The organism is Paraburkholderia sp. GAS448 (genome assembly GCF_050435685.1).
In the GTDB taxonomy this organism is placed as follows: Bacteria; Pseudomonadota; Gammaproteobacteria; order Burkholderiales; family Burkholderiaceae; genus Paraburkholderia.
In genome coordinates, this window is sequence record NZ_JBNDKT010000024.1 from 93,277 (window position 1) to 118,651 (window position 25,375).

The 25,375-nt window shown below is 63.4% G+C and carries 23 protein-coding genes; 8 read left to right on the plus strand and 15 right to left on the minus strand.

Features of this window, described 5'->3' with window-relative positions:
- Positions 1 to 12: 12 nt before the first annotated feature.
- From prfA to P3T23_RS32825, 3 genes are all read right to left on the minus strand, one after another.
- Entirely contained in the window at positions 13 to 1,095 is a 1,083-nt protein-coding gene (prfA, locus tag P3T23_RS32815; protein ID WP_429320230.1) for a peptide chain release factor 1, read from the minus strand.
- 110 nt (positions 1,096 to 1,205) lie between these two features.
- A complete protein-coding gene (hemA, locus tag P3T23_RS32820) occupies positions 1,206 to 2,501 on the minus strand; it encodes a glutamyl-tRNA reductase (protein ID WP_429320231.1) in 1,296 nt (431 codons plus the stop codon).
- Positions 2,502 to 2,554: 53 nt separating this feature from the next.
- Positions 2,555 to 3,298, minus strand: a complete 744-nt coding sequence (locus tag P3T23_RS32825) for a response regulator transcription factor (RefSeq protein WP_429320232.1) — start codon at positions 3,296 to 3,298, stop codon at positions 2,555 to 2,557.
- 201 nt (positions 3,299 to 3,499) lie between these two features.
- On the opposite strand from P3T23_RS32825, the gene P3T23_RS32830 reads away from it, so the two are divergent.
- The 4 genes from P3T23_RS32830 to P3T23_RS32845 all read left to right on the plus strand — a co-directional run bounded on the left by P3T23_RS32830 (position 3,500) and on the right by P3T23_RS32845 (position 6,884).
- Positions 3,500 to 3,754 carry a hypothetical protein gene (locus P3T23_RS32830; protein ID WP_429320233.1) on the plus strand — a complete coding sequence of 85 codons (255 nt, stop codon included), beginning with the start codon at positions 3,500 to 3,502 and terminating at the stop codon, positions 3,752 to 3,754.
- 15 nt (positions 3,755 to 3,769) lie between these two features.
- Positions 3,770 to 5,584, plus strand: coding sequence for an aminopeptidase P family protein (locus tag P3T23_RS32835; protein ID WP_429320234.1), 1,815 nt, complete (start codon positions 3,770 to 3,772; stop codon positions 5,582 to 5,584).
- A gap of 128 nt (positions 5,585 to 5,712) precedes the next feature.
- Positions 5,713 to 6,264: a cysteine hydrolase family protein gene (locus P3T23_RS32840; protein ID WP_429320235.1), complete on the plus strand. Its 552-nt coding sequence runs from the start codon at positions 5,713 to 5,715 to the stop codon at positions 6,262 to 6,264.
- Positions 6,261 to 6,884, plus strand: coding sequence for an HAD family hydrolase (locus tag P3T23_RS32845; protein WP_429320236.1), 624 nt, complete (start codon positions 6,261 to 6,263; stop codon positions 6,882 to 6,884). The genes P3T23_RS32840 and P3T23_RS32845 overlap by 4 nt, the downstream gene beginning before the upstream one ends.
- Before the next feature lie 46 nt (positions 6,885 to 6,930).
- Here P3T23_RS32845 and P3T23_RS32850 read toward each other — a convergent pair whose 3' ends face one another.
- The 7 genes from P3T23_RS32850 to ychF all read right to left on the minus strand — a co-directional run bounded on the left by P3T23_RS32850 (position 6,931) and on the right by ychF (position 15,813).
- The gene (locus tag P3T23_RS32850) at positions 6,931 to 8,076 is read right to left on the minus strand and encodes a DUF748 domain-containing protein (RefSeq protein WP_429320237.1); all 1,146 of its coding nucleotides are present in this window, start codon (positions 8,074 to 8,076) and stop codon (positions 6,931 to 6,933) included.
- A 72-nt stretch (positions 8,077 to 8,148) separates the two neighbouring features.
- On the minus strand, positions 8,149 to 9,816 hold the full coding sequence (ettA, locus tag P3T23_RS32855) for an energy-dependent translational throttle protein EttA (protein WP_429320238.1): 1,668 nt from the start codon (positions 9,814 to 9,816) through the stop codon (positions 8,149 to 8,151).
- Positions 9,817 to 10,017: 201 nt separating this feature from the next.
- Positions 10,018 to 11,106 carry a sn-glycerol-3-phosphate import ATP-binding protein UgpC gene (locus tag P3T23_RS32860; protein WP_429320239.1) on the minus strand — a complete coding sequence of 363 codons (1,089 nt, stop codon included), beginning with the start codon at positions 11,104 to 11,106 and terminating at the stop codon, positions 10,018 to 10,020.
- Between the two features lie 96 nt (positions 11,107 to 11,202).
- Complete coding sequence (gene ugpE / locus P3T23_RS32865; protein ID WP_429320240.1) at positions 11,203 to 12,048, minus strand: sn-glycerol-3-phosphate ABC transporter permease UgpE; 846 nt, start codon at positions 12,046 to 12,048, stop codon at positions 11,203 to 11,205.
- Positions 12,045 to 12,929, minus strand: coding sequence for a sn-glycerol-3-phosphate ABC transporter permease UgpA (ugpA, locus tag P3T23_RS32870; RefSeq protein ID WP_429320241.1), 885 nt, complete (start codon positions 12,927 to 12,929; stop codon positions 12,045 to 12,047). The genes ugpE and ugpA overlap by 4 nt, the downstream gene beginning before the upstream one ends.
- Positions 12,930 to 13,059: 130 nt before the next feature.
- Complete coding sequence (gene ugpB / locus P3T23_RS32875) at positions 13,060 to 14,385, minus strand: sn-glycerol-3-phosphate ABC transporter substrate-binding protein UgpB (protein WP_429320242.1); 1,326 nt, start codon at positions 14,383 to 14,385, stop codon at positions 13,060 to 13,062.
- Between the two features lie 333 nt (positions 14,386 to 14,718).
- Complete coding sequence (gene ychF, locus P3T23_RS32880) at positions 14,719 to 15,813, minus strand: redox-regulated ATPase YchF (protein WP_429320243.1); 1,095 nt, start codon at positions 15,811 to 15,813, stop codon at positions 14,719 to 14,721.
- Positions 15,814 to 16,156: 343 nt separating this feature from the next.
- Between ychF and P3T23_RS32885 the strand changes: the two genes are divergently transcribed.
- The 4 genes from P3T23_RS32885 to P3T23_RS32900 all read left to right on the plus strand — a co-directional run bounded on the left by P3T23_RS32885 (position 16,157) and on the right by P3T23_RS32900 (position 20,880).
- Positions 16,157 to 17,329, plus strand: coding sequence for a UbiH/UbiF family hydroxylase (locus tag P3T23_RS32885; RefSeq protein ID WP_429320244.1), 1,173 nt, complete (start codon positions 16,157 to 16,159; stop codon positions 17,327 to 17,329).
- 75 nt (positions 17,330 to 17,404) lie between these two features.
- Positions 17,405 to 18,130 carry a DsbC family protein gene (locus P3T23_RS32890; RefSeq protein WP_429320245.1) on the plus strand — a complete coding sequence of 242 codons (726 nt, stop codon included), beginning with the start codon at positions 17,405 to 17,407 and terminating at the stop codon, positions 18,128 to 18,130.
- 82 nt (positions 18,131 to 18,212) lie between these two features.
- Entirely contained in the window at positions 18,213 to 20,003 is a 1,791-nt protein-coding gene (locus P3T23_RS32895) for a M61 family metallopeptidase (RefSeq protein WP_429320246.1), read from the plus strand.
- A 280-nt stretch (positions 20,004 to 20,283) separates the two neighbouring features.
- The gene (locus P3T23_RS32900; protein ID WP_429320247.1) at positions 20,284 to 20,880 is read left to right on the plus strand and encodes an FMN-dependent NADH-azoreductase; all 597 of its coding nucleotides are present in this window, start codon (positions 20,284 to 20,286) and stop codon (positions 20,878 to 20,880) included.
- A 161-nt stretch (positions 20,881 to 21,041) separates the two neighbouring features.
- On the opposite strand, the gene P3T23_RS32905 is transcribed toward P3T23_RS32900, so the two are convergent.
- The 5 genes from P3T23_RS32905 to P3T23_RS32925 all read right to left on the minus strand — a co-directional run bounded on the left by P3T23_RS32905 (position 21,042) and on the right by P3T23_RS32925 (position 25,035).
- A complete protein-coding gene (locus P3T23_RS32905) occupies positions 21,042 to 21,866 on the minus strand; it encodes a uracil-DNA glycosylase (protein ID WP_429320248.1) in 825 nt (274 codons plus the stop codon).
- A 65-nt stretch (positions 21,867 to 21,931) separates the two neighbouring features.
- On the minus strand, positions 21,932 to 22,558 hold the full coding sequence (locus P3T23_RS32910; protein ID WP_429320249.1) for a CYTH domain-containing protein: 627 nt from the start codon (positions 22,556 to 22,558) through the stop codon (positions 21,932 to 21,934).
- A gap of 21 nt (positions 22,559 to 22,579) precedes the next feature.
- A complete protein-coding gene (gene trpC / locus P3T23_RS32915; protein ID WP_429320250.1) occupies positions 22,580 to 23,365 on the minus strand; it encodes an indole-3-glycerol phosphate synthase TrpC in 786 nt (261 codons plus the stop codon).
- Positions 23,366 to 23,383: 18 nt separating this feature from the next.
- Positions 23,384 to 24,415: an anthranilate phosphoribosyltransferase gene (gene trpD, locus P3T23_RS32920; RefSeq protein ID WP_429320251.1), complete on the minus strand. Its 1,032-nt coding sequence runs from the start codon at positions 24,413 to 24,415 to the stop codon at positions 23,384 to 23,386.
- 17 nt (positions 24,416 to 24,432) lie between these two features.
- Positions 24,433 to 25,035: an aminodeoxychorismate/anthranilate synthase component II gene (locus P3T23_RS32925; RefSeq protein WP_429320252.1), complete on the minus strand. Its 603-nt coding sequence runs from the start codon at positions 25,033 to 25,035 to the stop codon at positions 24,433 to 24,435.
- Between the last annotated feature and the right edge of the window lie 340 nt (positions 25,036 to 25,375).

Genomic DNA, 25,375 nt, shown 5'->3' on the forward strand with positions numbered 1-25,375 from the left:
GGCGGCAGCGCGTTATTCCGCGTCACCGAGCGACGCCAGCAGCTCCGCCTGATGCTCGCTCACAAGCGCGGCGATCAGTTCGTCGAGGTCGCCATCCATGATCGCTTCGAGCCGATACAGCGTCAGGTTGATCCGGTGATCGGTGAGACGTCCCTGCGGGAAGTTGTACGTGCGGATCCGTTCCGACCGGTCGCCCGAGCCGATCAGGCTCTTGCGCGTCGCGGCTTCCTTCGCCTGCTGCTCGTGGGACTGTTTGTCCTTGATGCGCGCGGCGAGCACCTTTAGCGCGCGATCCTTGTTCTTGTGCTGCGACCGGTCGTCCTGACATTCGACGACAATGCCAGTCGGAAGGTGCGTCACGCGCACCGCCGAGTCTGTCTTGTTGATGTGCTGGCCGCCGGCGCCCGACGCACGGAACGTATCGATGCGCAGATCGGCGGGATTGATCTCGACTTCGCCGATTTCGTCCGCTTCCGGCATCACCGCGACCGTGCACGCCGACGTGTGAATGCGGCCCTGCGTTTCGGTAGCGGGTACGCGCTGCACACGATGGCCGCCGGACTCGAACTTCAGCTTCGAATACGCGGCGTCGCCGGCGATCCGCGCGATCACTTCCTTATAGCCGCCCAGATCCGATTCGCTCGCCGACATCATCTCGACCTGCCAGCGGTTTCGTTCCGCGTAGCGCAGGTACATCCGCAGCAGGTCGCCAGCGAACAGAGCGGACTCGTCGCCGCCCGTGCCCGCGCGAATTTCCAGGAAGATATTGCGCGAATCGTTCGGATCTTTCGGCAGCAGCATCGTCTGCAATTCGCTTTCGAGCTTCGCCTTCTGTTCACGTGCCGCGCGGATTTCTTCCTCGGCGAAATCGCGCATCGACGCGTCCGACAGCAGTTCCTGCGCGGTGGCTTCATCATTGAGCGCCTGGCGCCACAGTCCGTATTGCTCGACAACAGGGCCCAGTTCCGCATGCTCGCGGGTGAGCTTGCGGTATTGGTCGAGATTCGAGGTGATGTCCTCGCGGCTCAACAGATCGTTCAGTTCGGCCAGCCGGGTTGTGAGCTGGTCGAGCTTGCTTTGCATGCTCGTTTTCATCGGACGGATCGGAGCGGGCTCCGGAAAGGACGGCGGGTATCGAGGAAGCGGGCCGAAAGCCCGGGTCGGAACGCGACGGGTGGCCCCGTCAGCTGGCGGCAGCAGCGTCGCTAACGGTTGGACGGGTCGGACGAGCCGGAGTGCCGGTAGAAACCGCTCATCAGTTCGATGAGCTTGTCACGGTTCTCCGTGCTGGCGCGGTTGAGCGCGTGCGTCGGGCCGTGGATCAGCTTGTTGGTGAGCGACTGCGACAGCGCTTCGAGCACCGCTGCCGGATCTTCGCCGCGCGCGAGCATTTTCTGCGCACGTTCGACTTCGGCGCGGCGAAGTGCATCAGCCTGCGTGTGCATGTGGCGGATGACCGGCACGATGCTCCGCGCATCGAGCCACTGCATGAAATTCTGCACGCGCGTTTCGATGATCGCTTCGGCCTGCGCGACCGCAGCCTGACGAGACGCGTTGCCTTCGCGGACAATCGCGCCGAGGTCGTCGACAGTGTACAGAAACACGTCTTCGAGCTGGCCGACTTCGGGTTCGATGTCGCGCGGCACGGCCAGATCGACCATGAAGATCGGCCGGTGACGCCGCGCCTTCACGGCGCGCTCGACGGCGCCCAGACCGATGATCGGCAGCGTCGAGGCAGTGCACGACACGATGATGTCGAATTCGTGCATCCGCGCAGGCAGTTCGGACAAAGGAATCGCGCGCCCGTTGAAACGCTCCGCGAGCCGCGCGCCACGCTCGGCAGTGCGATTTGCAACCACCAGTTCGCGCGGCTGCTGGGCAGCGAAGTGCGTCGCGCACAACTCGATCATCTCGCCCGCACCGATGAACAGCACGCGCTGGTTGGACACCTTGTCGAAGATGCGCTGCGCGAGCCGCACGGCCGCGGCCGCCATCGATACCGATTGCGCCCCGATTTCCGTCGTGCTGCGCACTTCTTTCGCGACCGCGAAGGTGCGCTGGAACAACTGGTTCAGATACGTGCCCACCGCGCCGGCTTCGGACGCCGTGCGGACGGCATCTTTCATCTGGCCGACGATCTGGGTTTCACCAAGCACCATCGAATCCAGCCCAGACGCGACGCGAAACGCGTGGCGCACCGCTTCCGACTGCGGCAACGCGTAGACGTGCGGCGCGAGTTCGTCGATGGCCAGGTGGTGGTAGCGGGACAGCCAGTGGATCGCCGCGTCGCGGGCGGCCTGGTCGTCGGTGGCGCAGTAGAGTTCGGTGCGGTTGCAGGTGGACAGAATCGCCGCTTCCGGCGCTGTGCGGGCTGCTGGCCCCAGCCAGAGTTCCTTGAAGGTCGCCAGTGCAGGTTTGATCTGTTCGAGCGGAAACGCCACGCGTTCGCGCAAAGCGACGGGCGCGGTGTGGTGATTGATTCCGATCGTTAAAAGCTGCATAGGAGGCGCAACATTAGGGACGCAATCGTGGGGCTCTATGATTTAGCCCAATATTATAGCGTTTCCGTGATTCTTTCATTGACGCTGCCAGGTTGCGGGTCGGCGTGCGCTGCTCCGACCCGGTCGAGCTGGTATCCGTAACCGTACAGTGGCGTCAGCGAATAGCCGTTCTCCGGGCGTAGCTGGAGTTTCGCGCGTAGGCGACACGCGTGTGTATCCAGCGTGCGCGATTTAACGTCGCGGCTGTGCGTCCAGACGTTTTCGCGGATCTGCGCGCGCGAGACTGGACGCGACAGGTTGGTGAACAGCAGAAGCGCAAACAGGAATTCCTTCGGTGTCAGTTCGACTCGCTCCCCGCGGAACGCGACGACACCGCCCGACGTATCGAACGCATAGTCACCGAACACGTTGCGCGGCCGGTTGGACGGGCGGAGGACGCCGGCGCGCCGCAACAACGCATCGACGCGGGCCAGCATTTCCGGACCGCGTACGGGTTTGGACAGGCAATCGTCGGCGCCGGCGCGCAGGCTTGCGACGATCTCGCTTTCGCGTGGCACCGTCATCAGGACGATCACGGGCAAACCGGGCAGGATCTGGCGGGCGAGCGGAATGACGTCTTCGGCGGCGAGATCGCCGGGCCGGATGTCGGTCAGGAGAAGGTCGAAGGTTTCGCCGACGGCGTGGGCGAGGAACGATTTCCCGGAGATGAAATGCTGGCACGCGTGACCGCCCGCAAACAGCAGGCGGACAACCATTTCGGCATGACGCCGGTCCGGCTCGATGAGGGCAATTCGCATGGTGCGCTTTCAGCGTGGCAGGCGGGATGGGCTGACAGCACGTGCCGTGCTGCGGCTTGCCTTACGTTATCCCGGCCCCTAAACTCAACCGCTACGCGGAAAGCGCCGTGCTGACCTGTTGGTTAATGAGACAAAAATGCTAGCTCTGGAAACGACCCGAACCTATAGGATCAGTCTGAAAGCGCACGAGGTGCGTCGCTGATGGGCTGGGTGGGAATCGTGATCCTCGGCGCGGTGGTCGGCTTCGTGGGCTGGTGGTTGCATCCGCTGCGGCGCGGCAGTCGCGTACGCGTGTGGGCCGCGCTCATCGCCGGCGTGACCGGCTCGGCTTTTGCGCTGATGGCCGGTAACGTGACCGGTGTCTTCCATGATGGTGATACCCTCGAGTGGCTGGCCTGTACCACTTTTGCGCTGATCGCCGTCGCCGTGACGGTTGGCCTGTTATCCCGTCGATGAACCTGCAGGTGAACAATGAACGCCCGACTCCCCGAAATTTCCTCCATTCCTGAACGCATCGCGTTGCTGCGCGGTGCGATGGCGCGCGAAGGTCTCGCTGCGTACCTGGTGCCGTCCGCCGATCCGCACCTCTCCGAATATCTGCCCGGGCGCTGGCAGGGGCGGCAATGGCTGTCGGGCTTCACCGGCTCGGTTGGCACGCTGGTCGTGACGGATAGCTTCGCCGGCCTGTGGGTCGACAGCCGCTACTGGGTCCAGGCTGAAGCGCAACTCGCCGGCACCGGCGTGCAACTGATGAAGATGATGGCCGGCCAGCAAAGCACGCCTCATGTCGACTGGCTGGCTCAGAACGTCGAGAGCGGCTCGACGGTGGGCGTCGACGGCGCTGTGCTCGGCGTCGCTGCTGCGCGCACGCTGACCGAAGCGCTAACAGCGCGCGACATCATGCTACGCACCGATGTCGATCTGCTGGACGCGATCTGGCCACAGCGGCCTTCGTTGCCGGCCGAAGCGGTGTACGAACACGCGGCTCCGCACGCGAGTGTCACGCGCGCCGACAAGCTCGACCAGATCCGTCGTTCGATGCAGGAAAAGGGCGCGCAGTGGCATTTCATCTCGACGCTCGACGATCTCGCGTGGCTTCTGAATCTGCGTGGCGCCGATGTCAGCTACAACCCGGTATTCGTTGCGCACGCGCTGATCGGGCTCGATCGTGCGTCCCTGTTCGTCGCTGACGGCAAGGTGCCGCAGGCGCTCGCCGACTCGCTGGCGAGCGACGGTATCCGCGTCGAGCCGTACGCCAGGGCCGCCGACGCGCTCGCCGCCCTGCCGGCAGGCGCCACGCTGCTGATCGATCCGCGCCGCATCACCTTCGGCCTGTTGAAAGCGGTGCCGCCGCAGGTGAAGATCGTCGAGGCCGTGAACCCGTCGACGTTCCTCAAATCGCGCAAGACCGAGGCCGAGGCCGAACACGTCCGCGCGACGATGGAGCAGGACGGCGCGGCGCTTGCCGAATTCTTTGCGTGGTTCGAAGGTGCGCTGGGTCGCGAAACGATCACCGAGCTGACCATCGACGAACGCCTGACGGCTGCGCGTGCGCGTCGGCCGGGGTTTGTCACGCTTAGCTTCGGCACCATTGCGGGCTTCAACGCGAACGGCGCGATGCCGCATTACCGCGCGACCGAAGCGTCGCACGCGACGATCGAGGGCAACGGGTTGTTGCTGATCGATTCGGGCGGCCAGTACCTGAGCGGCACGACGGACATCACGCGCGTGGTGCCGATCGGCTCGATCACGGCCGAACACCGTCGGGATTTCACCACGGTGCTCAAGGGCACGATGGCGCTGTCGCGCGCGCAGTTCCCGCGCGGCATCCGTTCGCCGATGCTCGATTCGATTGCGCGCGCGCCGATCTGGGAGGCAGGTGCGGACTACGGCCACGGAACGGGTCACGGCGTCGGCTACTTCCTGAATGTGCACGAAGGTCCGCAGGTGATTTCGCACTACGCGCCGGCCGAAGCGTGGACGGCAATGGAAGCAGGGATGATCACGTCGATCGAGCCGGGCATCTACCGGCCGGGCAAGTGGGGGATCCGGATCGAGAACCTCGTGCTGAACCGCCCGGCTGAACAGACCGAGTTCGGCGATTTCCTGAAGTTCGAGACGCTGACCCTCTGTCCGATCGACACACGCTGTGTCGATCTCGCGCTGCTGCGTGACGACGAGCGCGCGTGGCTCAACGCGTATCACGAGACGGTGCGCACGCGCGTGTCGCCGCATGTTTCCGGCGATGCGAAGGCGTGGCTCGAAATGCGTACGCAACCGGTCTGAGGCGGGCCGGCAACCTGCGATTCATTGTCGCGCGGGCCTGACGCGGTCCGCCGGCGCAGACAGTCATTGCCGGGCGAGGCAGGCAAGGCGCCCGGCGGTATCGCGAATTCATACGGGGAACCTGGTACATGGCAGGCGTGGCGGTGATGGTTATCGACGTGCAGCGGGAGTTTTTCTGTGGCCCGTCAGCGTCGTATCGAGGCGATGAAGTGATCGACGGTATCAACCGGCTTACCGCCGCCGCGCGCGTGGCGGGCGCGCCGGTGTTTTTCATCCAGCATGACGGCGCACCAGGCGCGGAAGTCGCGCTCGGCACTGAAAGCTGGCAACTGCATCCGGCGCTTTTACGAACTGGCGATGACTGCGTCGTGCATAAGACCGTCGGCGATTCGTTTCACGAGACGACGCTGGACGCACAGCTCGAGCGCCTCGGCATCGACCGCCTGCTGGTTTGCGGCTATGCGACCGAGTTCTGCGTCGACACGGCAGCGCGCCGGGCCGTCACGCTCGGCTACCGGACCACGGTCGTTTCCGATCTGCATACCACGCAGCAAAGACCGCATCTCATGCCTGAGCAGATCGTCGCTCATCACAACTGGGTGTGGGCAAATTCGTCCATGGCGGGCAATCGCGTCTCTGTGACCCCGCTTTCCGATGTGCTTGTGAGGGAATTCGCATGAGCATCAAGGCAGTCGTTTTCGATTTCGGCGGCGTATTGATCGACTGGAGCCCCGAATATCTGTACCGGATGCTGATTCCGGACGACACGGAGCGCCGCTGGTTTCTGACCCACGTTTGCGCGATGGACTGGGTGATCCAGCAGGACGGCGGCCAGACGATCGAAGAGGGCACCGCCGAACTGATCGCGAAGTTTCCCGAGCATGAAACGCTGATCCGCGCATTCTATGAACAGTGGCACGAGATGATCGCAGGGGTGCTTGACGATGGCATCGCAACGCTCGAGAAACTCGACTCGGCAGGCGTGCCGCTGTTCGGCCTCACGAACTGGTCGGCGGAGACGTTCCCCTATGCGTGGGAAAACTTCCCCGTGCTGCGACGCTTCAAGGACATCGTGGTGTCAGGCCGCGTAAAACTCGTCAAGCCTGATCCGGCGATTTTCGCCGAGATGGTGAAGCGCGTCGAAAGGCATCTTCCAGGTATCCAGCCGGCGGAACTCGTCTTCATCGACGATAACCGGAAGAACGCCGAAGCCGCGACCGCGCTCGGCTGGCATGGCGTTCATCACACGAGCGCCGCGCAGACCGATGCGAAACTACGCGAACTAGGGCTGCCGGTTTGAGTTGACGAGCGCTCCAACCCGTATCGCGTCGGTGCGATGCGGGCGATTACTTGCCGATCAGGTTCAGCAGTGCATTGCCGAGACCTTTGACCGTCTCGCCGGCGCCTTTCGCGACGCCTTCGACGCTCACTCCGAGCGCCGAGGCAAAGCCGCTGGCGATCTTCGTCATCAGGCTTTCGTTCAGCGAAAACCTCGGGTCGCGCAGATTGCCGTCGAGGACGAAGTGCAGCGTGATCTCGCCGTTATGTTGCTTGAGCGCCGCAACGGCAGCTCTCGTCGGGATCGACAGGAAGGTGTCGAGCGGATTATCGGTGTCGGCAAGTTGCAGATTGTGCAGCGTTACCGTACCCGGTGCATGCAGCTGATAGTTGCGCACCGTCGATTCGACGGTCATGTCGAGCGTGCCCCCCGTCACCTGCGCTTTCGCGCCGGGTTTCTTCAACAAATACGGATCGAGCGTCGTGAGGTCGACGCCGCGTAGCGTCGTAGTGGTCTGCGAATCCTTGCTGGCGATTTTTATCCACCCGTTGAACGAAACCGTGCCGGTATGCGATGGCCCCTTGATCGAGCCATTGACGGCGACTGTGGTGGGTTCGTTGAGATCGGGCAGATGGATGTGAGTGATGCTTGCGTTCGCGTCGCTAACGATGATCCTGTGCGCTGGATTGCTCACTTCGAAGTCGTAGAACACGAACGTGCCCTGTCGGAATTCGATGTGATCGAAGAGCTTTTCGGGCGGCAGCGGTGCTTCGTTCGTACTGCTCGCACCGTTCGCACTTTTCGGGCCGGCGCTGCTGGGGCTGCTCAAAGACTCCCGCAGATTCGGCAGCAACTTGAGGCTGCCGCCCGCGGTTCGCACCACGGTGAGGGTGAAACCGCTAATCACGACATTGCGCAGATGCACGCGCTGCTGGATCATTTCGCGGACGTCGGGCGTCAGCGTGATCTCGTCGGCGTGCAGCGGGTCGCTCGCGGGCCAGCCTTCGGGTGGCTTCAGACGGACGTTGGTGAGGCGGACGGAGGACAGGCCGACATCGATCGAGTCGGCGCTGCCGAGCGGGCCGAGCGCCTGAATCACGCGCTCTTTTACTTCGTGCTGGACGAAATAGAGACCGGCGAGCGCGGCGACGATCAGCGCCGCAACTACGCCAGCGATTGCAACGGCCACGCGCCCGCCCTTCGACAACGCCATGCCTGCCTCCTCGTCGCCGGGTCGCTCACGGTGCGTGGCCCTGACCGCCGCCCGGGTTGCCGCCCGCGTTCCTTACCGGCTGATCGGTTTGTAGCGCAGTCGCTTCGGCCGCGCGCCTTCCTCGCCAAGACGGTTGCGCTTGTCCGCCTCGTATTCCTGATAGTTGCCGTCGAAGAACGTCGCCTGCGAATCGCCTTCGAACGCCAGAATGTGCGTCGCGATCCGGTCGAGGAACCAGCGATCATGGGAAATCACCAGCACCGAGCCCGCGAATTCGAGCAACGCGTCTTCGAGCGCGCGCAGCGTTTCGACGTCGAGGTCGTTCGACGGTTCGTCGAGCAGCAGCACATTGCCGCCCGCAATCAGCGTCTTCGCCAGATGCAGCCGGCCGCGCTCACCGCCAGACAGGTTACCGACATTCTTCTGCTGGTCGCCACCCTTGAAGTTGAAGCGGCCGATATAGGCGCGCGACGGCGTCTCGTACTTGCCCACCGTCAGCACGTCCGCGCCGCCGGAAATCTCTTCGAACACGGTCTTCGAGCCATCGAGCGCATCGCGGCTCTGATCGACGTAAGCGAGCTTCACGGTCGGGCCTTGCACGATCTCGCCCGAATCCGGCTGTTCCTTGCCGGTCAGCATGCGGAACAGCGTCGACTTACCGGCGCCGTTCGGCCCGATGATGCCGACGATCGCGCCCGCCGGAATCTTGAAGCTCAGATTGTCGAGCAGCAGACGGTCGCCGTATGACTTGCTCACGTTCTTGAACTCGATCACTTCATTGCCGAGCCGGTCACCGACCGGAATGAAGATTTCCGACGTTTCGTTGCGCTTCTGGTAATCCTGGCTGTTCAATTCTTCAAAGCGCGCAATCCGCGCCTTCGACTTCGCCTGACGGCCCTTCGGATTCTGGCGCACCCACTCCAGCTCCTTCTTGATTGCCTTCTGGCGCGCCGATTCCGATGCTTCTTCCTGCTTCAGCCGCTCTTCCTTCTGGTCGAGCCAGCTGCTGTAGTTGCCCTTCCACGGAATGCCGTAGCCACGGTCGAGTTCAAGAATCCATTCCGCGGCGTTGTCGAGGAAGTATCTGTCGTGGGTCACAGCAACCACTGTGCCCGGGAAGCGCGTGAGGAACTGCTCCAGCCATTCGACCGACTCGGCGTCCAGGTGGTTGGTCGGCTCGTCGAGCAGCAGCATGTCCGGCTTTTCCAGCAGCAGCTTGCATAGCGCGACGCGGCGTTTCTCGCCGCCCGACAGATGCTCGATCTTCGCGTCCCAGGCGGGCAGGCGCAGTGCGTCAGCGGCGACTTCGATCTGCTGCTCCGGGCTGCCGCCGTCGGCCGTGGCGAGGATCGCTTCGTATCTGGCCTGCTCGGCGGCGAGCGCGTCGAAGTCGGCGTCCGGCTCTGCGTACGCGGCATAGATTTCATCGAGCTTCTTTTGCGCGTTGAACACGTCGCCAAGACCTTCTTCGACTGCTTCGCGCACCGTTTTCTGCGGATCGAGTTGCGGCTCCTGCGGCAGATAGCCGATGTTCAGGTTCGGCATCGGCGTGGCTTCGCCTTCGATGTCCTTGTCGACGCCCGCCATGATGCGGATCAGCGTCGACTTACCCGAGCCGTTCAGGCCGAGCAGGCCGATTTTCGCGCCGGGGAAAAACGACAGCGAGATGTCTTTGAGGATTTGACGCTTGGGCGGCACGATCTTGCCGACCCGGTTCATGGTGAATACGTATTGGGCCATTTGCTTGAAGTCACGCGTTGACGCCGCCAGCCGCGAGCGCGGGCGGTCGTGGGTGGATGGATATGGGTTTGTCGGGTTCCCGGCCGGCGCCGGCAGGCCGGCGCGCGTGGGAGAAACGCCATTGTACTTCGCGCTCCAGGGCGAAGGCACCGGCTTATGCTGATCGGCCAGGCCGCAATGCCTGCGGTGAGGGCGGATCAGTCAATTGACACGCTTGCCTGTCGCCGGGTCGAAAAAGTGGAGACGTTGAGCGGGAAGCGCCACTGCCAGCGCCTCGCCGCGCGCCGGCCGATGTGCGTGAGGCAGGCGCACCGTAACGTCGTGCTTGCCCCAACGACCGTGGACCAGATTGTCGGCGCCCAGCAACTCGCAGGAGTCGACCGGGAGCGTCACGTGCGCAACGCCCGGCTGACCTGGCGTCATATGCTCCGGACGGATGCCGACAATCCACTCGCGTCCGGCCGCCAGTTCCCCACCGATGCCCGGCAGCCCGGCAAGCGGCAGCCTCGGCCCGCTGCCCGCCACTTCAAAAAATGTACCGTCGCCGGACACGCGGCCTTCCAGCAGATTCATGGCCGGCGAGCCGATAAAACTGGCGACGAACACTGTCGCCGGGCGCTCGTAGACATCGGTGGGCGCGCCGATCTGCTCCGCGTGGCCGCGGTTCATCACGATCACCCGCTGGGCCAGGGTCATCGCTTCGATCTGGTCGTGGGTGACGTAGAGGCTCGTCGTTGCGAGCCGCGCATGCAGGCGCTGGATTTCCAGGCGCATTTGCACCCGCAGCCGCGCGTCGAGATTCGAAAGCGGCTCGTCGAACAGAAACACCGCCGGTTCGCGCACGATCGCACGGCCCATCGCGACGCGTTGCCGCTGTCCGCCGGACAGTTCGCGGGGCTTCCTGGCCAGCAGCGGTTCGAGCTCGAGAATCTTCGCCGCGGCCTCGACGCGCCGCTCGATGGTCGCGCGGTCCACGCCGCCGATCTTCAGCGCGTACCCCATGTTCTGCGCGACGCTCATGTGCGGATAGAGCGCATAGTTCTGGAACACCATCGCGATGTTGCGGTCCTTGGGCTCGAGCGTATTGACGACCTTGCCGTCGATCGAGATCGTTCCATCGGAGATGCGCTCGAGTCCTGCCACCATGCGCAGCAGTGTCGACTTGCCGCAGCCCGACGGCCCGACCATTACGACGAATTCGCCATCGGCAACATCCACGTCGATGCCGTGCAGCACGAACTGTTTGCCGTCGTAGGTCTTTTTCACGCTCTTCAACGTCAGTGCAGCCATTCCCGCTCACCTTTTTTCAGTGCATCCGGAACGGTCGCGCCATGCCCGAAATGCGCGACCGTGATGTTTTCAGTTGAGGACAAAAGCCTGAGCCGCCTATTTTTCGGCATCCACGAGGCCCCGCACGAACCAGCGCTGCATCACCAGCACGACGACGAGTGGCGGCAGCATCGCGAGCAGCGTCGCGGTCATGACGAGATGCCATTCAGTTGCCGTGTCGCCGGACGCGATCATGCCCCGGATGCCGACCACCGCCGTCGTCATCGATTGCTGGCTGGTGATCAGGATCGGCCACAGATACTGGTTCCAGCCGTAAATGAAGGTGATCACGAACAGCGCCGCCATGTTCGTCTTCGACAGGGGAACGACTATGTCCCAGAAGAAACGCAGCGGCCCGGCGCCATCGATGCGTGCGGCTTCCATCAGCTCGTCCGGCAATGTCATGAAGAACTGCCGGAACAGGAAGGTCGCCGTGGCCGAGGCGATCAAGGGTAGCGTCAGCCCGGCGTATGTGTTGCTCAGGTGCAGCGACGACACCACCTGCACGGTCGGGAAGATGCGCACTTCGACCGGCAGCATCAGCGTGATGAAGATCAGCCAGAACGAAAGATTCCTGAACGGAAAGCGGAAGAGCACGATCGCGTAAGCGGAGAGCATCGACACAGCGATCTTGCCGATGGTAATGACGAGCGCCATCACGAGGCTGTTGAGCAGCATGCGGCCGAACGGACTCGCGGCGTTGCCGCTGCCGTGCGACCACACGGTCGCGATGTTGGCGAACAGATGCGTGCCGGGCACGAGCGAAAGCGGCACGCTGAAGACCTGGTGCTCATCCATCGTCGCGGCACAAAACGCGACGTACACCGGAAACACGACCAGCACCACTCCGACGATCAGCACCGCGTGGCAGAAGAGGTCGAACCCGCGTCGATTCTCGATCATGAGTACTGGACCCTCCGTTCGATGAAACGGAACTGCACGACGGTCAGCGCGATGACGATCAACATCAGCACCACCGACTGCGCGCCTGAACTGCCGATATCGAGCCCCTGAAAGCCTTCGGCGAAGATCTTGTAGATCAGCGTCCGGGTCGATTGCGCGGGGCCGCCGCCGGTGGCTGCATCGATGATCGGGAAGGTGTCGAAAAACGCGTAGACGAGATTGACGACGAGCAGGAAGAAGCTTGTCGGCGACAGCAGGGGCAACGCGATGCCGAAGAAACGGCGCACCGGACCCGCACCATCGATGGCGGCTGCCTCGATCAGCGATCGCGGAATGGCCTGCAGACCGGCGTAGAAGAACAGGAAGTTATAGCTGACCTGTTTCCAGACCGAGGCGAGCACGACCAGGAACATGGCCTGTCCGGCGTTGAGCGCGTGATTCCACACGATGCCGTATCGGGCGAGCGCATAGGTCACGAGCCCGATGCTCGGATTGAAGAGAAACGACCAGAGCACGGCGGCGATGGCGGGCGCGACCGCATACGGCCAGATGAGCAGCGTCTGATAGGCTTTTGCGCCGCGCGTCACGCGATCGGCGCAGGCCGCGAGTAGCAGCGAAATGACGAGTCCGCCGACCGTGACGAGCGAACAGAAGATCAGCGTCGTGTTGAGCGACGCCAGATAGAGCGGGTCGGCGAAGATCTGTCTGAAATTGCCGAGCCCGACGAATTCGCTGGACGTGCCGAACGCATCCTGAGTTTGCGTGGACTGCCATAGCGCCACGCCGGCAGGCCACAGAAAGAACAGCAGCGTGATCGCGAGTTGCGGCGCGACCAGCAGATAAGGCAGGACGCCTGTGCCGAAGCGGGATCGCTTTTCCATCGAGTGTTCCCGAAGAGGATGCACGCGAGCGCGTTGGTTGCGCCCGCAGAAACCAGCCGGCGTTCAGTGCGTCAGACGGTGCCCTGACGACGTGCACCGGTTCTGATCACGGACTGAACGTGGCCGGCGCTCAGCCGCCGGCCTTTTCGAAGCGACGCAGCAACTCGTCGCCGCGCGAGACCGAGGAGTCGAGCGCTTCCTGCGGGGACTTTTTCTGTGCCCAGACCTGCTCGAGTTCCTCGTCGATGATCGTGCGGATCTGCGGCATGTTGCCCAGACGCAGCCCTTTGGTGTACGGCAGCGGCGGCTTGTTGAGCATCTGGCGGATCGCCGTGTCGCTGCCCGGATTCTTCTCGTAGAAGCCCTGTTGCTGCGTCAGTTGATAGGCTGCGGTGGTAACGGGCAGATAGCCCGTGTCCTGATGCCACTTTGCCGCCACCGGCGGCGAGCTCAGATACGCGAGGAATTTCGCCACGCCGTTGTAGACAGCCGGATCCTTGCCCGACAGCACCCAGAGGCTCGCGCCACCGATGATCGCGTTCTGCGGCGCGCCTTTCACGCTCGCGTCGTACGGCATCATGCCGGTGCCGAAGTTGAACTTCGCGTACTTCCTGATCGTGGCAAGCGAGCCCGACGAGTTCGTGATGATCCCGCAGTCGCCGCTATAGAACTTCGATACCGGCTCGTCCTTGCGGCCGACGTAGGTGAACGTGCCGTCCTTCGCCATGTTCTGCAGGAACTGGATGTGCGCGACCTGGAGCGGCTTGTTGAATTCAAGCTGCGCGTCGGCGCCGTCGAAACCGTTGTTCCTCGACGCGAACGGCGCGCCATGCCACGCGCTGTAGTTCTCGAGCTGGATCCAGCTTTGCCAGCCAGACGAATAGCCGCATGACATGCCCGACGCCTTCAGCTTCTGCGCATCCTGTTGCAGCTCGGCCCAGGTTTTCGGCGGCTGGTTGGGATCGAGGCCGGCCTTTTTGAAGGCGTCCTTGTTGTAGTACAGCACGGGTGTCGAGCTGTTGAACGGCATTGAGATCAGATGGCCGGTCTTTGCATCGCTGTAGTAGCCCGCGATGGTCGGCACGAATGCCTTTTCGTCGAATGGCACACTGGCCTGTTTGAACACGTCCGATACCGGGATCACGGCCTTCTTCGCCTGCATCATCGTGGCGGTGCCCACTTCATAGACCTGCAGGATCGCGGGAGCATTGCCGCTGCGATACGCGGCGATGCCCGCGGCGAGCGTCTGGTCGTAGCTGCCCTTGAACACCGGGACAATCCTGTAGTCGCTTTGCGAGGCGTTGAAGTCGTTCGCGATGTCGTTCAGTCTCTCGCCGAGTGCTGCTTCCATCGCGTGCCAGAACTGGATTTCTGTTGCGGCGTGGGCGGCCTCGCTGGTGCCAAAGGCCAGCATCGCAGCAAAGGAAAGCGAACGAAACAGGGGCTTGCAACTCATCGATGGTCTCCTTCTTCGGGTCAAGCGCAGGGTTGGGTTGCGCGATTCTAGTTACGTTCGATGACAGTCACGCGATGATCCTCGTTGCGCATGCAATGAACGGTCATATTCCGTGGCTTGCTGGCGCAGGGTTGCGGCGCTGCTGTACGTGAGCAGGCTTTTTTTGCTTGCGAATGCCGAAAGGCGCAATTTAGCACCGGCGATTCTGAAGCGAAAGGATGACCAGCGAGCGGCGCCTGCTTGTTGCAAAGGCATGAAAAAACCCCGTAGCCACCGGGGCTTACGGGGTTTTCCGCGAGGTTTGCAGGATGAGCGGCGAGAGCGCCGCAGTCCTTAGACGTTGAACAGGAAGTTCATCACGTCGCCGTCATGCACAACATATTCCTTGCCTTCTGCGCGCATCTTGCCCGCTTCCTTCGCGCCCTGTTCGCCCTTGAAGGCCACGAAGTCATTGAAGCCGATCGTCTGTGCACGGATGAAGCCGCGTTCGAAATCGGTGTGAATCACGCCCGCCGCCTGCGGCGCCGTATCGCCGATATGGATCGTCCATGCGCGCACTTCCTTCACGCCGGCCGTGAAATACGTCTGCAGGCCGAGCAGCTTGAAGCCGGCGCGGATCACGCGGTTCAGGCCCGGCTCTTCCATGCCCATGTCAGCGAGGAACACTTGCTTGTCTTCGTCGGCGAGATCGGCGATTTCCGCTTCGATCGCGGCGCACACCGCGACCACCGGCGCCTTTTCCGCTTCCGCGTACTGGCGCACTGCGTCCAGATGCGGGTTGTTCTCGAAGCCGTTTTCCTTCACGTTGGCGACGTACATCGTCGGCTTCGCGGTGATCAGGCAGAACGGCTTGAGCAACGCTTCTTCTTCGTCCGACAGGCTAAGCGCGCGCACTGGCCTGGCCTGATCCAGCTGGGCGCGGACCTTTTCCAGCACGGCGGCAAGCTTGACCGCTTCCTTGTCGTTGCCCGACCGGGCAGCCTTGGCGTAGCGGGTCAGCGATTTCTCGACCGTCGCGAGGTCGGCCAGCGCGAGTTCGGTGTTGATGACTTCGATATCCGACAGCGGATCGACCTTCCCCGCGACGTGGATCACGTTCTCGTCTTCGAAGCAGCGCACGACGTGCGTGATCGCGTCGGTTTCGCGGATGTTCGCGAGGAACTGGTTGCCGAGTCCTTCGCCCTTGCTCGCGCCGGCCACGAGGCCCGCGATATCGACGAATTCGACCACCGCCGGCAGGATGCGCTCCGGCTTGACGATGGCGGCCAGCGCCTGAAGGCGCGCATCCGGCACTTCGACGATGCCGACGTTCGGCTCGATCGTGCAGAACGGATAGTTTTCGGCGGCGATGCCCGCCTTGGTCAGCGCGTTGAACAGGGTGGACTTGCCGACGTTAGGCAGGCCGACGATGCCGCATTGGAGGCTCATGAAGTTTCTCTAAAAATCGGGTGGTGACGTGCCTTACGCGGGTGCAGCATCGAACGGGCGGACGAACAGCTCCGGTATCGACATTGCGCGCCGGCAAAAGTCCGCGAGCGGGACAGCGCCGGACGTCGCGGCGCAGGCGGACGTCTTGTGCCGGTGACGGCTGTCACCGAAAACCGCAATTGTAACCCTGTCCGTGGCCGTGCCCGTGCCGCCGGCGAACGCCGCGGCCCTGGCCGGGCCTGTTTTCCTTCAAAACCGTGGTCCGGGAAGCCGCCTGTACAAGAGCGGAAATGCCGCGCACGCCGCATCCGGCCCCGCGAATCCCCACAGCTATAATGCGTACATGACTGTTCACCATCAGACCTTTGACGCCGTCGTGATCGGCGGCGGCCTTGTCGGCAAGACGGCGGCGCTCGCGCTGACGCAGGGCGGCAAGCGCGTCGCGCTGCTCGCGCAGCCTTGCGCGGCGCTGCCGGCCGGGGCGGCCTTCGACGCGCGCGTCTATGCGCTGTCCGCCAGTTCGCAAGCGCTGCTGGAGCGGTTGCGCGTCTGGCAGGCGCTCGATCCGTCGCGCCTCGCCCCCGTCTACGACATGCGCGTATTCGGCGACGCCGCCGCCGAACTCCATTTCTCCGCGTTTCAGGCGTCCGTGCCGCAACTGGCATGGATCGCCGAATCGTCGCTGATCGAGCGTGCGCTTGATGCTGCGCTGCGTTTCCAGCCCAATCTGACGTGGCTCGATACGCGCGCACAGGGGCTCGACGTCAAGGCCGACGCCGCAGCGATCGGCCTCGCGAACGGCGATGTGCTGGAGGCGGATCTGATTGTCGGTGCGGATGGCGCCCATTCGTGGGTGCGCGCACAGATTGGCTCGAAGGTTCGCCGGCACGATTACAGGCAGACGGGCGTCGTCGCGAACTTCAGGGCGGCGCGGCCTCACGGCGATACCGCTTATCAGTGGTTCAGGGACGGCGAGATCATCGCGCTGCTGCCGTTGCCGGACGGACATGTGTCGCTCGTCTGGTCGGCGGCCAGCGAACACGCACGCGAACTGCTGGAACTCGATCCGGCGCAGCTCGCGGCCGAGGTCGAGCGCGTCACGCAAGGCATGCCTGGCGCGCTCGAGTGCGTGACACCGGCCAAAGGCTTCCCGCTCGCGCTGCAGACCGTCGACCGGTTGATCGCGCCGCGTGTCGCGCTCATCGGCGACGCCGCGCATCTGATTCATCCGCTGGCCGGTCAGGGCATGAATCTGGGCTTGCGCGACGTGGCGTCGCTCGTCGACGTGATCGCCGGCAAGGAAGCCTTCCGCGATCTCGGCGACACGGTGCTGCTGCGTCGCTACGAACGCTCGCGTCGCGAGGACATTCATGGCCTGATGATCGCGACCGATGGCCTGCAGAAGCTTTTCGCCGTCCCGGGCACGATTGCACGCGCGGTTCGCAATACCGGTATGGCTTTCGTCGGCGCGCAGCCGTTGCTCAAGCGCTGGCTGGTGTCGGCGGCGCTGGGCTGAACGCCAGGCACGCAGGGCTTCACAGAACACACGAACGCACGCCGCAGCGCGTGCGACTGACTCAGGGAATCGAACATGAAAAAACGTATCCGTATCGCGGCAATGGCGCTGGCCGTTGCCGCCGCCACACTCGGCTGTTCCGCGCAGGCCGACCAGACCACCGACAAGCTGAAGGCCACGCTGCAACCGCGCCTTGGCGACGCGACGATCAAGAGCATCTCGAAGTCGCCGATCTCGGGGCTGTACGAGGTGAACCTCGGCACGCAGATCATCTATAGCGATGCAACCGGCGACTACCTCGTGCTGGGCGACATCGTCGATGCGAAGTCGCGCACCAACCTCACCGAAGCGCGTCTGGCCGAAATCAACAAGATCGACTTCGCCAACCTGCCGTTCGGCGACGCCGTGAAGGTCGTGAAGGGTAACGGCGCGCGCAAGATCGCCGTGTTCTCCGACCCGAACTGCCCGTACTGCAAGCAGCTCGAGACGACGCTGAAGTCGATCGATAACGTCACGGTCTACACCTTCCTGTATCCGGTGCTGTCGGCCGATTCGACGGCGAAGTCGAAGTCGATCTGGTGTTCGGCCGATCGCGCGAAGGCGTGGGAATCGTGGATGCTCGACCGTCGTGTGCCGACGGCGGCTGCCAGTTGCGACACGACCGCCATCGACAAGAACCTGGCGCTTGGCCAGCAGATGAACGTCAACGGCACGCCGACGGTGTTCCTCGCGGACGGCCGCCGCCTGCCGGGCGCCGTGCCGGCCGACCGGCTGGACAAGGAACTGTCCGCCGTCCATTGAGGGCGCGCATCGCCCGTCGTCGATCAGGAGGCGCATCATGCGCCTCCTGCCGTTTTAACGCCCCTTGCCGGATGTCCTGCCGATGAAGCCGATCCGCTACACCATCGTCCCGAAGCAACCCGCCGCCCATCTGTTCGAAGTCACCGTCACCGTCGCCGATCCCGATCCGGCCGGCCAGCGTTTCATGCTGCCCGTGTGGATTCCGGGGAGCTACATGGTGCGCGAATTCGCGCGCAACATCGTAACGCTGCGCGCCTTCAACGACGCGGGCCGCAAGGTCCGCATCGAGAAAACCGACAAGCAGTCGTGGCAGGCCGCACCGGTCAAAGGCGAGCTGACGCTGCGTTACGAGGTCTACGCGTGGGATATATCGGTGCGTGCTGCGCATCTCGACGACACGACGGGATTCTTCAACGGCACGAGCGTGTTTCTATCGGCGGTAGGGCACGAGGAAGCACAGTGTGTCGTCGACATCCAGAAGCCTGCGGGCAACGAATACCGCAACTGGCGCGTCGCGACCGCGTTGCCCGAGGCGCGCGGCACGCGTCGCTACGGCTTCGGCGAGTATCGCGCGCATAACTACGATGAGCTCGTCGATCATCCTGTGACGCTCGGCGAGTTCGCGCTGGGGACGTTCAAGGCGCACGGTGTGCCGCACGATATCGTCATCGCCGGTCGCGTGGTTGCGCTCGACATGGACCGTCTTGCTGCCGACCTGAAGCGCATCTGCGAAGCGCAGATCGCGCTGTTCGAACCGAAATCGAAGAAGGCGCCCGTCGATCGCTACGTGTTCATGACGCAGGCAGTCAGTGATGGCTACGGTGGCCTCGAGCACCGCGCGTCCACCGCGCTGATCTGCAATCGGGCCGATCTGCCGGTCACGGGACGGCCCGAGACCAGCGAGGGCTACCGGACCTATCTGGGCCTTTGCAGCCATGAATACTTCCACACGTGGAATGTGAAGCGCATCAAGCCGGCGGCGTTCGTGCCGTACGATCTGACGCGCGAGAACTACACGTCGCTGCTGTGGCTCTTCGAAGGCTTCACCTCGTACTACGACGATCTGATTCTGGTGCGCAGCGGACTCATCACCCCCGACGACTATCTTGGCCTGCTCGGCAAGGTGGTGGGCGGCGTGCTGCGCGGCAGCGGGCGGCAGAAACAGACGGTGGCGGAAAGCTCGTTCGACGCATGGGTCAAGTATTACCGCCAGGACGAGAACGCGCCCAATGCCATCGTCAGCTATTACACGAAGGGCTCGCTCGTCGCGCTCGCGTTCGATCTGACGATTCGCGCGCAGACCGGCAACCGCAAATCGCTCGACGACGTGATGCGGCTGCTGTGGCAGCGCTTTGGCCGCGATTTTTATCGCGGCAATCCGGTCGGCGTTTCCGAGGCACAGATCGAGGCGCTGTTCGCGGAAGCGACCGGCGCCGATCTTGCCGAGGTGTTCGACCAGGGCGTGCATGGCACGCGCGACCTGCCGCTCGAGACGCTGCTCGCGCCGTTCGGGGTGGGCATTGCGCCGGAGACAGACAAAAACGGCAAGCCCTCGCTCGGCGCGCGCGCGCGCGGCGGCGCGGACTGCACGCTGGCGGCCGTGCACGACGGCAGCGCGGCGCAAAAGGCGGGCCTGTCGGCCGGCGACGTGCTCGTCGCGATCGATGGCCTGCGCGTCACAGGATCCAATCTCGATGCGTTGCTGTCGCGCTATCTGCCGGGCGCAAAAGTGGAGATTCACGCGTTCCGGCGCGATGAGCTTCGCGCGGCGCAGGTCAAGCTCGACGGCCCGGAGGTGGCGCGGTACAAGCTTTCGGTGACCGATAAGCGCGCGGCGGCGCGTAACTGGCGCGAGCGCTGGCTCGCGGGCTGACGGCTTGCTGGTCGCCCGGTCACCGGTCGCCGACCATCGGCTCCGGCTCCAGTTCCGGCTCCAGCTCCGGCTCCAGCTTCCAGCTTCCAGCTTCCAGCTTCCAGCTTCCAGCTTCCAGATTCCAGATTCAGGCCACCAGCCCACGGCTCCCGGGCCATCCGGCGGCGGATTGTTCTACCCATGCAACAATCCTTCGCTGGCGCGGTACTTTTTCCCGCCCCGTTAAAAAAACACAATGGCTCCACTCGCGCAACACTGCGCGCCCCAACTGGAGTCAACCATGACCACGATTCTGCAAATCAACTCGGCAGCCCGCTCGCAAGGCGCAAACTCGACGCTGCTTGCCAACGAACTGACCGCAAAGCTGCAACAGTCGAACCCGGGCGCGCAAGTCGTCGTCCGCAACCTGCAGGCTGAGCCGCTGCCCCACCTCGACGACGCGATCCTCGGCGCGTTCTTCACGCCCGCTGAGCAGCGCACACCGGAACAACAGGCCATTGCTGCTCGCAGCGAAGCGCTGATCGCAGAACTGCAAGCCGCTGATGTCATCGTGATTGCCGCTCCGCTGTACAACTTCGGCGTGTCGTCGCAACTGAAGACGTATTTCGACTTCATCGCCCGCGCCGGCATCACGTTCCAGTACGGCGCGAATGGTCCGGAAGGCCTCGTGACCGGCAAGAAGGTGCACGTCGTGTCGGCACGCGGCGGCAAGTACGTTGGCACGCCGGGCGACAGCCAGACGCCGTACCTGAAGATGTTCCTCGGCTTCCTCGGCATGACCGACGTGAACTTCATCTACGCCGAAGGCCTGAACATGGGCCCGGAAGTGGCGAACGCCGCTCTCGCCGGCGCACGCGAAGCCATCGCTGCCGTGTAAGGCTGGTGCTGTGGGCTGACGGCTGGTCCGTCATCCCGCACGATGAAAAAACGCCACGGAATCGGATTCCGTGGCGTTTTTTTTGCGTGGGTGGCCGGATGCCTGGAGGGTGTTTTTCGCCTGCGCACCGTGGCGCGCATCGTATTCACGGTAGCCGAAGCCTACGCCAGGGTCTGCGCTTCTTCCGGCAGACGCCAGTCAATCGGCTGGCGGCCGCGTTGTTCGAGGTATTCGTTGGCCAGCACGAAATGCCGGCAACCGAGAAAACCGCGATGGGCCGACAATGGCGAGGGGTGCGGCGCCTCCAGCACGTAGTGCGATCGGCCGCCGAGCAGCTCGCGCTTTGCCTGTGCATGCGCGCCCCACAGCATGAACACGAGCCCTTCGTGACGCATCGCGAGTTCGTGAATCAGCGTGTCGGTGCATTTTTCCCAGCCGCGTTTTGCGTGGCTTGCCGCCGAATCACGCTCAACAGTCAGCACCGTGTTCAGCAATAGCACGCCTTGCCGTGCCCAGGTGTCGAGACAGCCGTGACGCGGCGCGTCATGACCGAAATTCGCGGCAATTTCCTTGAAGATGTTGCGCAGCGACGGTGGCGGCCGAACCGACGGCGGTACGGAGAACGCGAGCCCATGCGCCTGCGGCGTGCCGCGATCTTCACCGTGATACGGATCCTGGCCGAGGATCACGACCTTGACGTCGTCGGGGCTGGTGAGGCGCAGTGCGCGGAATACGTCGGCGGGATAGACGGTTTTGCCCGCCGCGCGCTCTCCGTCGACGAAACGGCAAAGCGGCGCGTAGGCATCACTGTCGATGAACGGACGCAGATGTGTGCGCCAGGCGGGCGGCAGTGCGTCGAACTGGGCTTCGAGCGTGATGGTGTCTGTGGATTGGGTCGACGACGAAGCCTTGTCGTGACTGTCCGGCTGGTCGCTGAACAGCGAAGCCTGCGACGACGGAGAACGGGAGCGGGTAGCGGAGGTCATGACCGGGGAGTGTCGCAGCAAACCGTGCGTAGCTCAAGACGTGTGACTTCTCACACGAGCGCGGTTCACTGCTCGCGTAGACGGTATCCGCGCTGAGCCTTGCTGATATCGTCGGGCGCGAGGCCGGGAATGTGCGCCGACAGTTCCCGGGCAAGCGCGTGTAGCGCCGCTTCATCGCCGTGCTTCAGTTCCAGTTCGACTTCGGAAATGGGCGCGCGGCGAGTCTCGTCGTTCACCTCGGCGATGACTTCGCCCTGATCGATCGCCGCTTCGATTTCGGCGCCATCCTGCTGCACCTGCCACAGCGTTCGCGTGAAATCGGTGCGAAACAGTTCGATCAACTCCGGCGCGGCCTGACGAAGCGCCGCTGCGACATCAGGTACATCGCACTCCCGCAGCAGCGCGTCGATCTCCAGCGCTTCGCTCGCCACCGGCATTTCCCACTCATGGCGGCTATGCAGGCCGTTCTTCGCCGCGCCTGCTGTCTTGAACGTCTGAAGCCAGCCATCCGGCGTGCGCCTCAGCCGAAGTGCGCTTTTCGAACGGGCGAGCGTCAATGCGGGCGTGTCGAAGTAGATGTTTTCGAGCCTGATTGCGTGACCTATGTTGCCCGTGCGCGCGATGAAAAGCTGCGTGGCCGTATCCACCCGACCTGCCGGCAACGCCAGCTTGATTTCACGCTCCATACCCATCGCGCACCTCGTCCGCTTCGATCAGAAGAACATCCGCGCGAGTTCCGCGCCCGGTTCTTCCGCACGCATGAACGCCTCGCCGACGAGGAATGTATGCACGTCCATCGCCCGCAGCCGCTCCACATCGAGGCGCGACAGGATCCCGGATTCGGTTACGACGATGCGGTCGTCAGGCATCGATTCGAGCATGCCGATTGTCGTTTCGATCGACGTTTCGAACGTGCGCAGATTGCGGTTGTTGATGCCGATGAGCGGCGTCTTCAGCGTGAGGGCTTCCGTCAGCTCGTCCCTGTCGTGCACCTCGACGAGCACCGCCAGCCCCAGCGAGTGGGCGAACGCTTCGAGATCCTGCATCTGCGACGTTTCGAGCGCGGCGGCGATCAGCAGGATCGCATCGGCGCCCATCGCCCGGGCTTCGACGATCTGGTATGGATCGATGATGAAGTCCTTGCGCAGCACCGGCAGATCACACGCCGCGCGCGCTTCTTCCAGATAGGCGGCGCTGCCCTGGAAGAACTGCACATCGGTGAGAACGGAAAGGCAGGCCGCGCCGTGCTTCGCGTAAGAGCGTGCGATGTCGGCCGGCACGAAAGGGTCACGCATCACGCCCTTGGACGGACTCGCCTTTTTCACTTCGGCGATCACCGCAGCCTGACCGGCGGCGTGCTTCGCACGCAAGGCGCCGACGAAATCGCGTTTGTCGCGCGCCGATGCTTCAAGGCGCAGTTCTTCGAGCGGTGCGCTCATTTCCGCGGCGCGGACTTCGTCGCGCTTGACCGCGATGATGCGTTCCAGAATATCGCTCATGTGTGTCCCGATACAGAATTACTGCTTGAATTGCTGGGTGAAGCGCACCAGTTCATCGACCTTCGCGCGCGCGCGGCCGCTCGCGATTGTCTCGCGTGCGACCTGGATGCCGTCCGCAATCGACGCCACCACGTTTGCCGAGTACAGCGCCGTGCCTGAGTTCAGCACGACGATCTCGCGCGCGACTCCGGGCTTGTTATCGAGCGCTTCGAGCAGCATGACCTTCGATTCGCTGGCATCGGCCACTTTCAGCGTCCGGTTCGACACCATCTGCATGCCGAAGTCTTCCGGATGGATCTCGTACTCATGAACCTCGCCGTCGCGCAGTTCGCCGACCTGGGTGGCCGCGCCGAGCGAAACCTCGTCCATGCCGTCCATGCCGTACACGACCAGCACGTGCTTTGCGCCAAGCCGCTGCATCACGCGCACCTGGATGCCGACGAGATCCGGATGGAAGACGCCCATCAACTGGTTCGGCGCGCCGGCCGGATTGGTCAGCGGCCCGAGGATGTTGAAGATGGTCCGCACGCCGAGTTCGCGACGCACCGGCGCGATGTTCTTCATTGCCGGATGGTGGTTCGGCGCGAACATGAACCCCATGCCGGTTTCAGCGATCGATGCCGCCACCTGCTCAGGCTGCAGGTCGATATTGACGCCGAGCGCTTCGAGGACGTCGGCGCTGCCCGACTTGCTGGACACGCCCCGATTGCCGTGCTTCGCGACCTTCGCGCCCGCAGCGGCCGCAACGAACATGGTGGCCGTCGAGATATTGAATGTGTGCGAGCCGTCGCCACCGGTGCCGACGATATCGACGAAGTTCGAGTTGTCCTTCACTTCGACGTGCCTGGCGAATTCACGCATCACGGTGGCGGCGGCCGTGATTTCGCCAATGGTCTCTTTTTTGACGCGCAAGCCCGTGATGATCGCCGACGACATCACCGGCGAGAGTTCGCCGCGCATGATGAGACGCATCAGATGCAGCATTTCGTCGTGGAAAATTTCACGATGTTCGATCGTGCGCTGCAACGCTTCCTGCGGAGTGATCGACATGTTGTTTCCTCTTTTCTTCAGGCGTTGCGGTGGGCCGCGCCAGCGTGGACGAGCTTCGACTGCTTCACGAAGTTTTCGAGCAGTGCATGGCCATGTTCGGACAGGATCGATTCCGGGTGGAACTGCACGCCTTCGACGGCCAGTTCCTTGTGACGCACGCCCATGATCTCGCCGTCGTCAGTCCAGGCCGACACCTCGAGGCAGTCGGGCAGCGACTCGCGCTCGATGGCGAGCGAATGGTAGCGCGTCACGGTGAAATGCTTCGGCAGGTCGGCGAACACGCCTTTGCAGTCGGTTTCGATCTGGCTCACCTTGCCGTGCATGATGGTCTGCGCGCGTACGACGCGCCCGCCGAACGCTTCGCCGATCGCCTGATGGCCGAGGCATACGCCGAGAATCGGAATCGCGCCCGAAAACTTGCGTAGCACGTCGAGCGTGATGCCCGCGTGTTGCGGATTGCTCGGTCCAGGCGACAGGCAGATGCGCTCGGGATTGAGCTTCGCGATCTCGTCGAGGGTGATTTCGTCGTTGCGGTAGGTCTCTACGTCTTCGCCGAGTTCGCCGAAGTACTGGACCAGGTTATAGGTGAACGAGTCGTAGTTGTCGATCATGAGCAGCATGATTGCTCCTAACTTATTGAAAGTAGTGGAGTTTGCAGATTCTGAGGGCGTCGGGCGTGATTTTTCACCCGGATTTCAACCCATTCCTGTTTGACCCCATGCAGATGGGGGATGCCCGCGCAGGGCGTGTGAGAGCTCGGCTGGCTTAACGCCAGGCGAAGAAGAGGAGAACGGAGGGGAATCGGCTGCTGTGTCGCATGATGATTCATTCTACCAGCACAGCAGCGGTGGTGGGTGGGCTGCGGCGCTGAATTGACCGTGCTTCTGTCCTTTGCTCCGTCCTTTGTCGAGTCTCTGGCACTGATAGTCTGACGATACGGACCGCCCTATTGGCATCTGC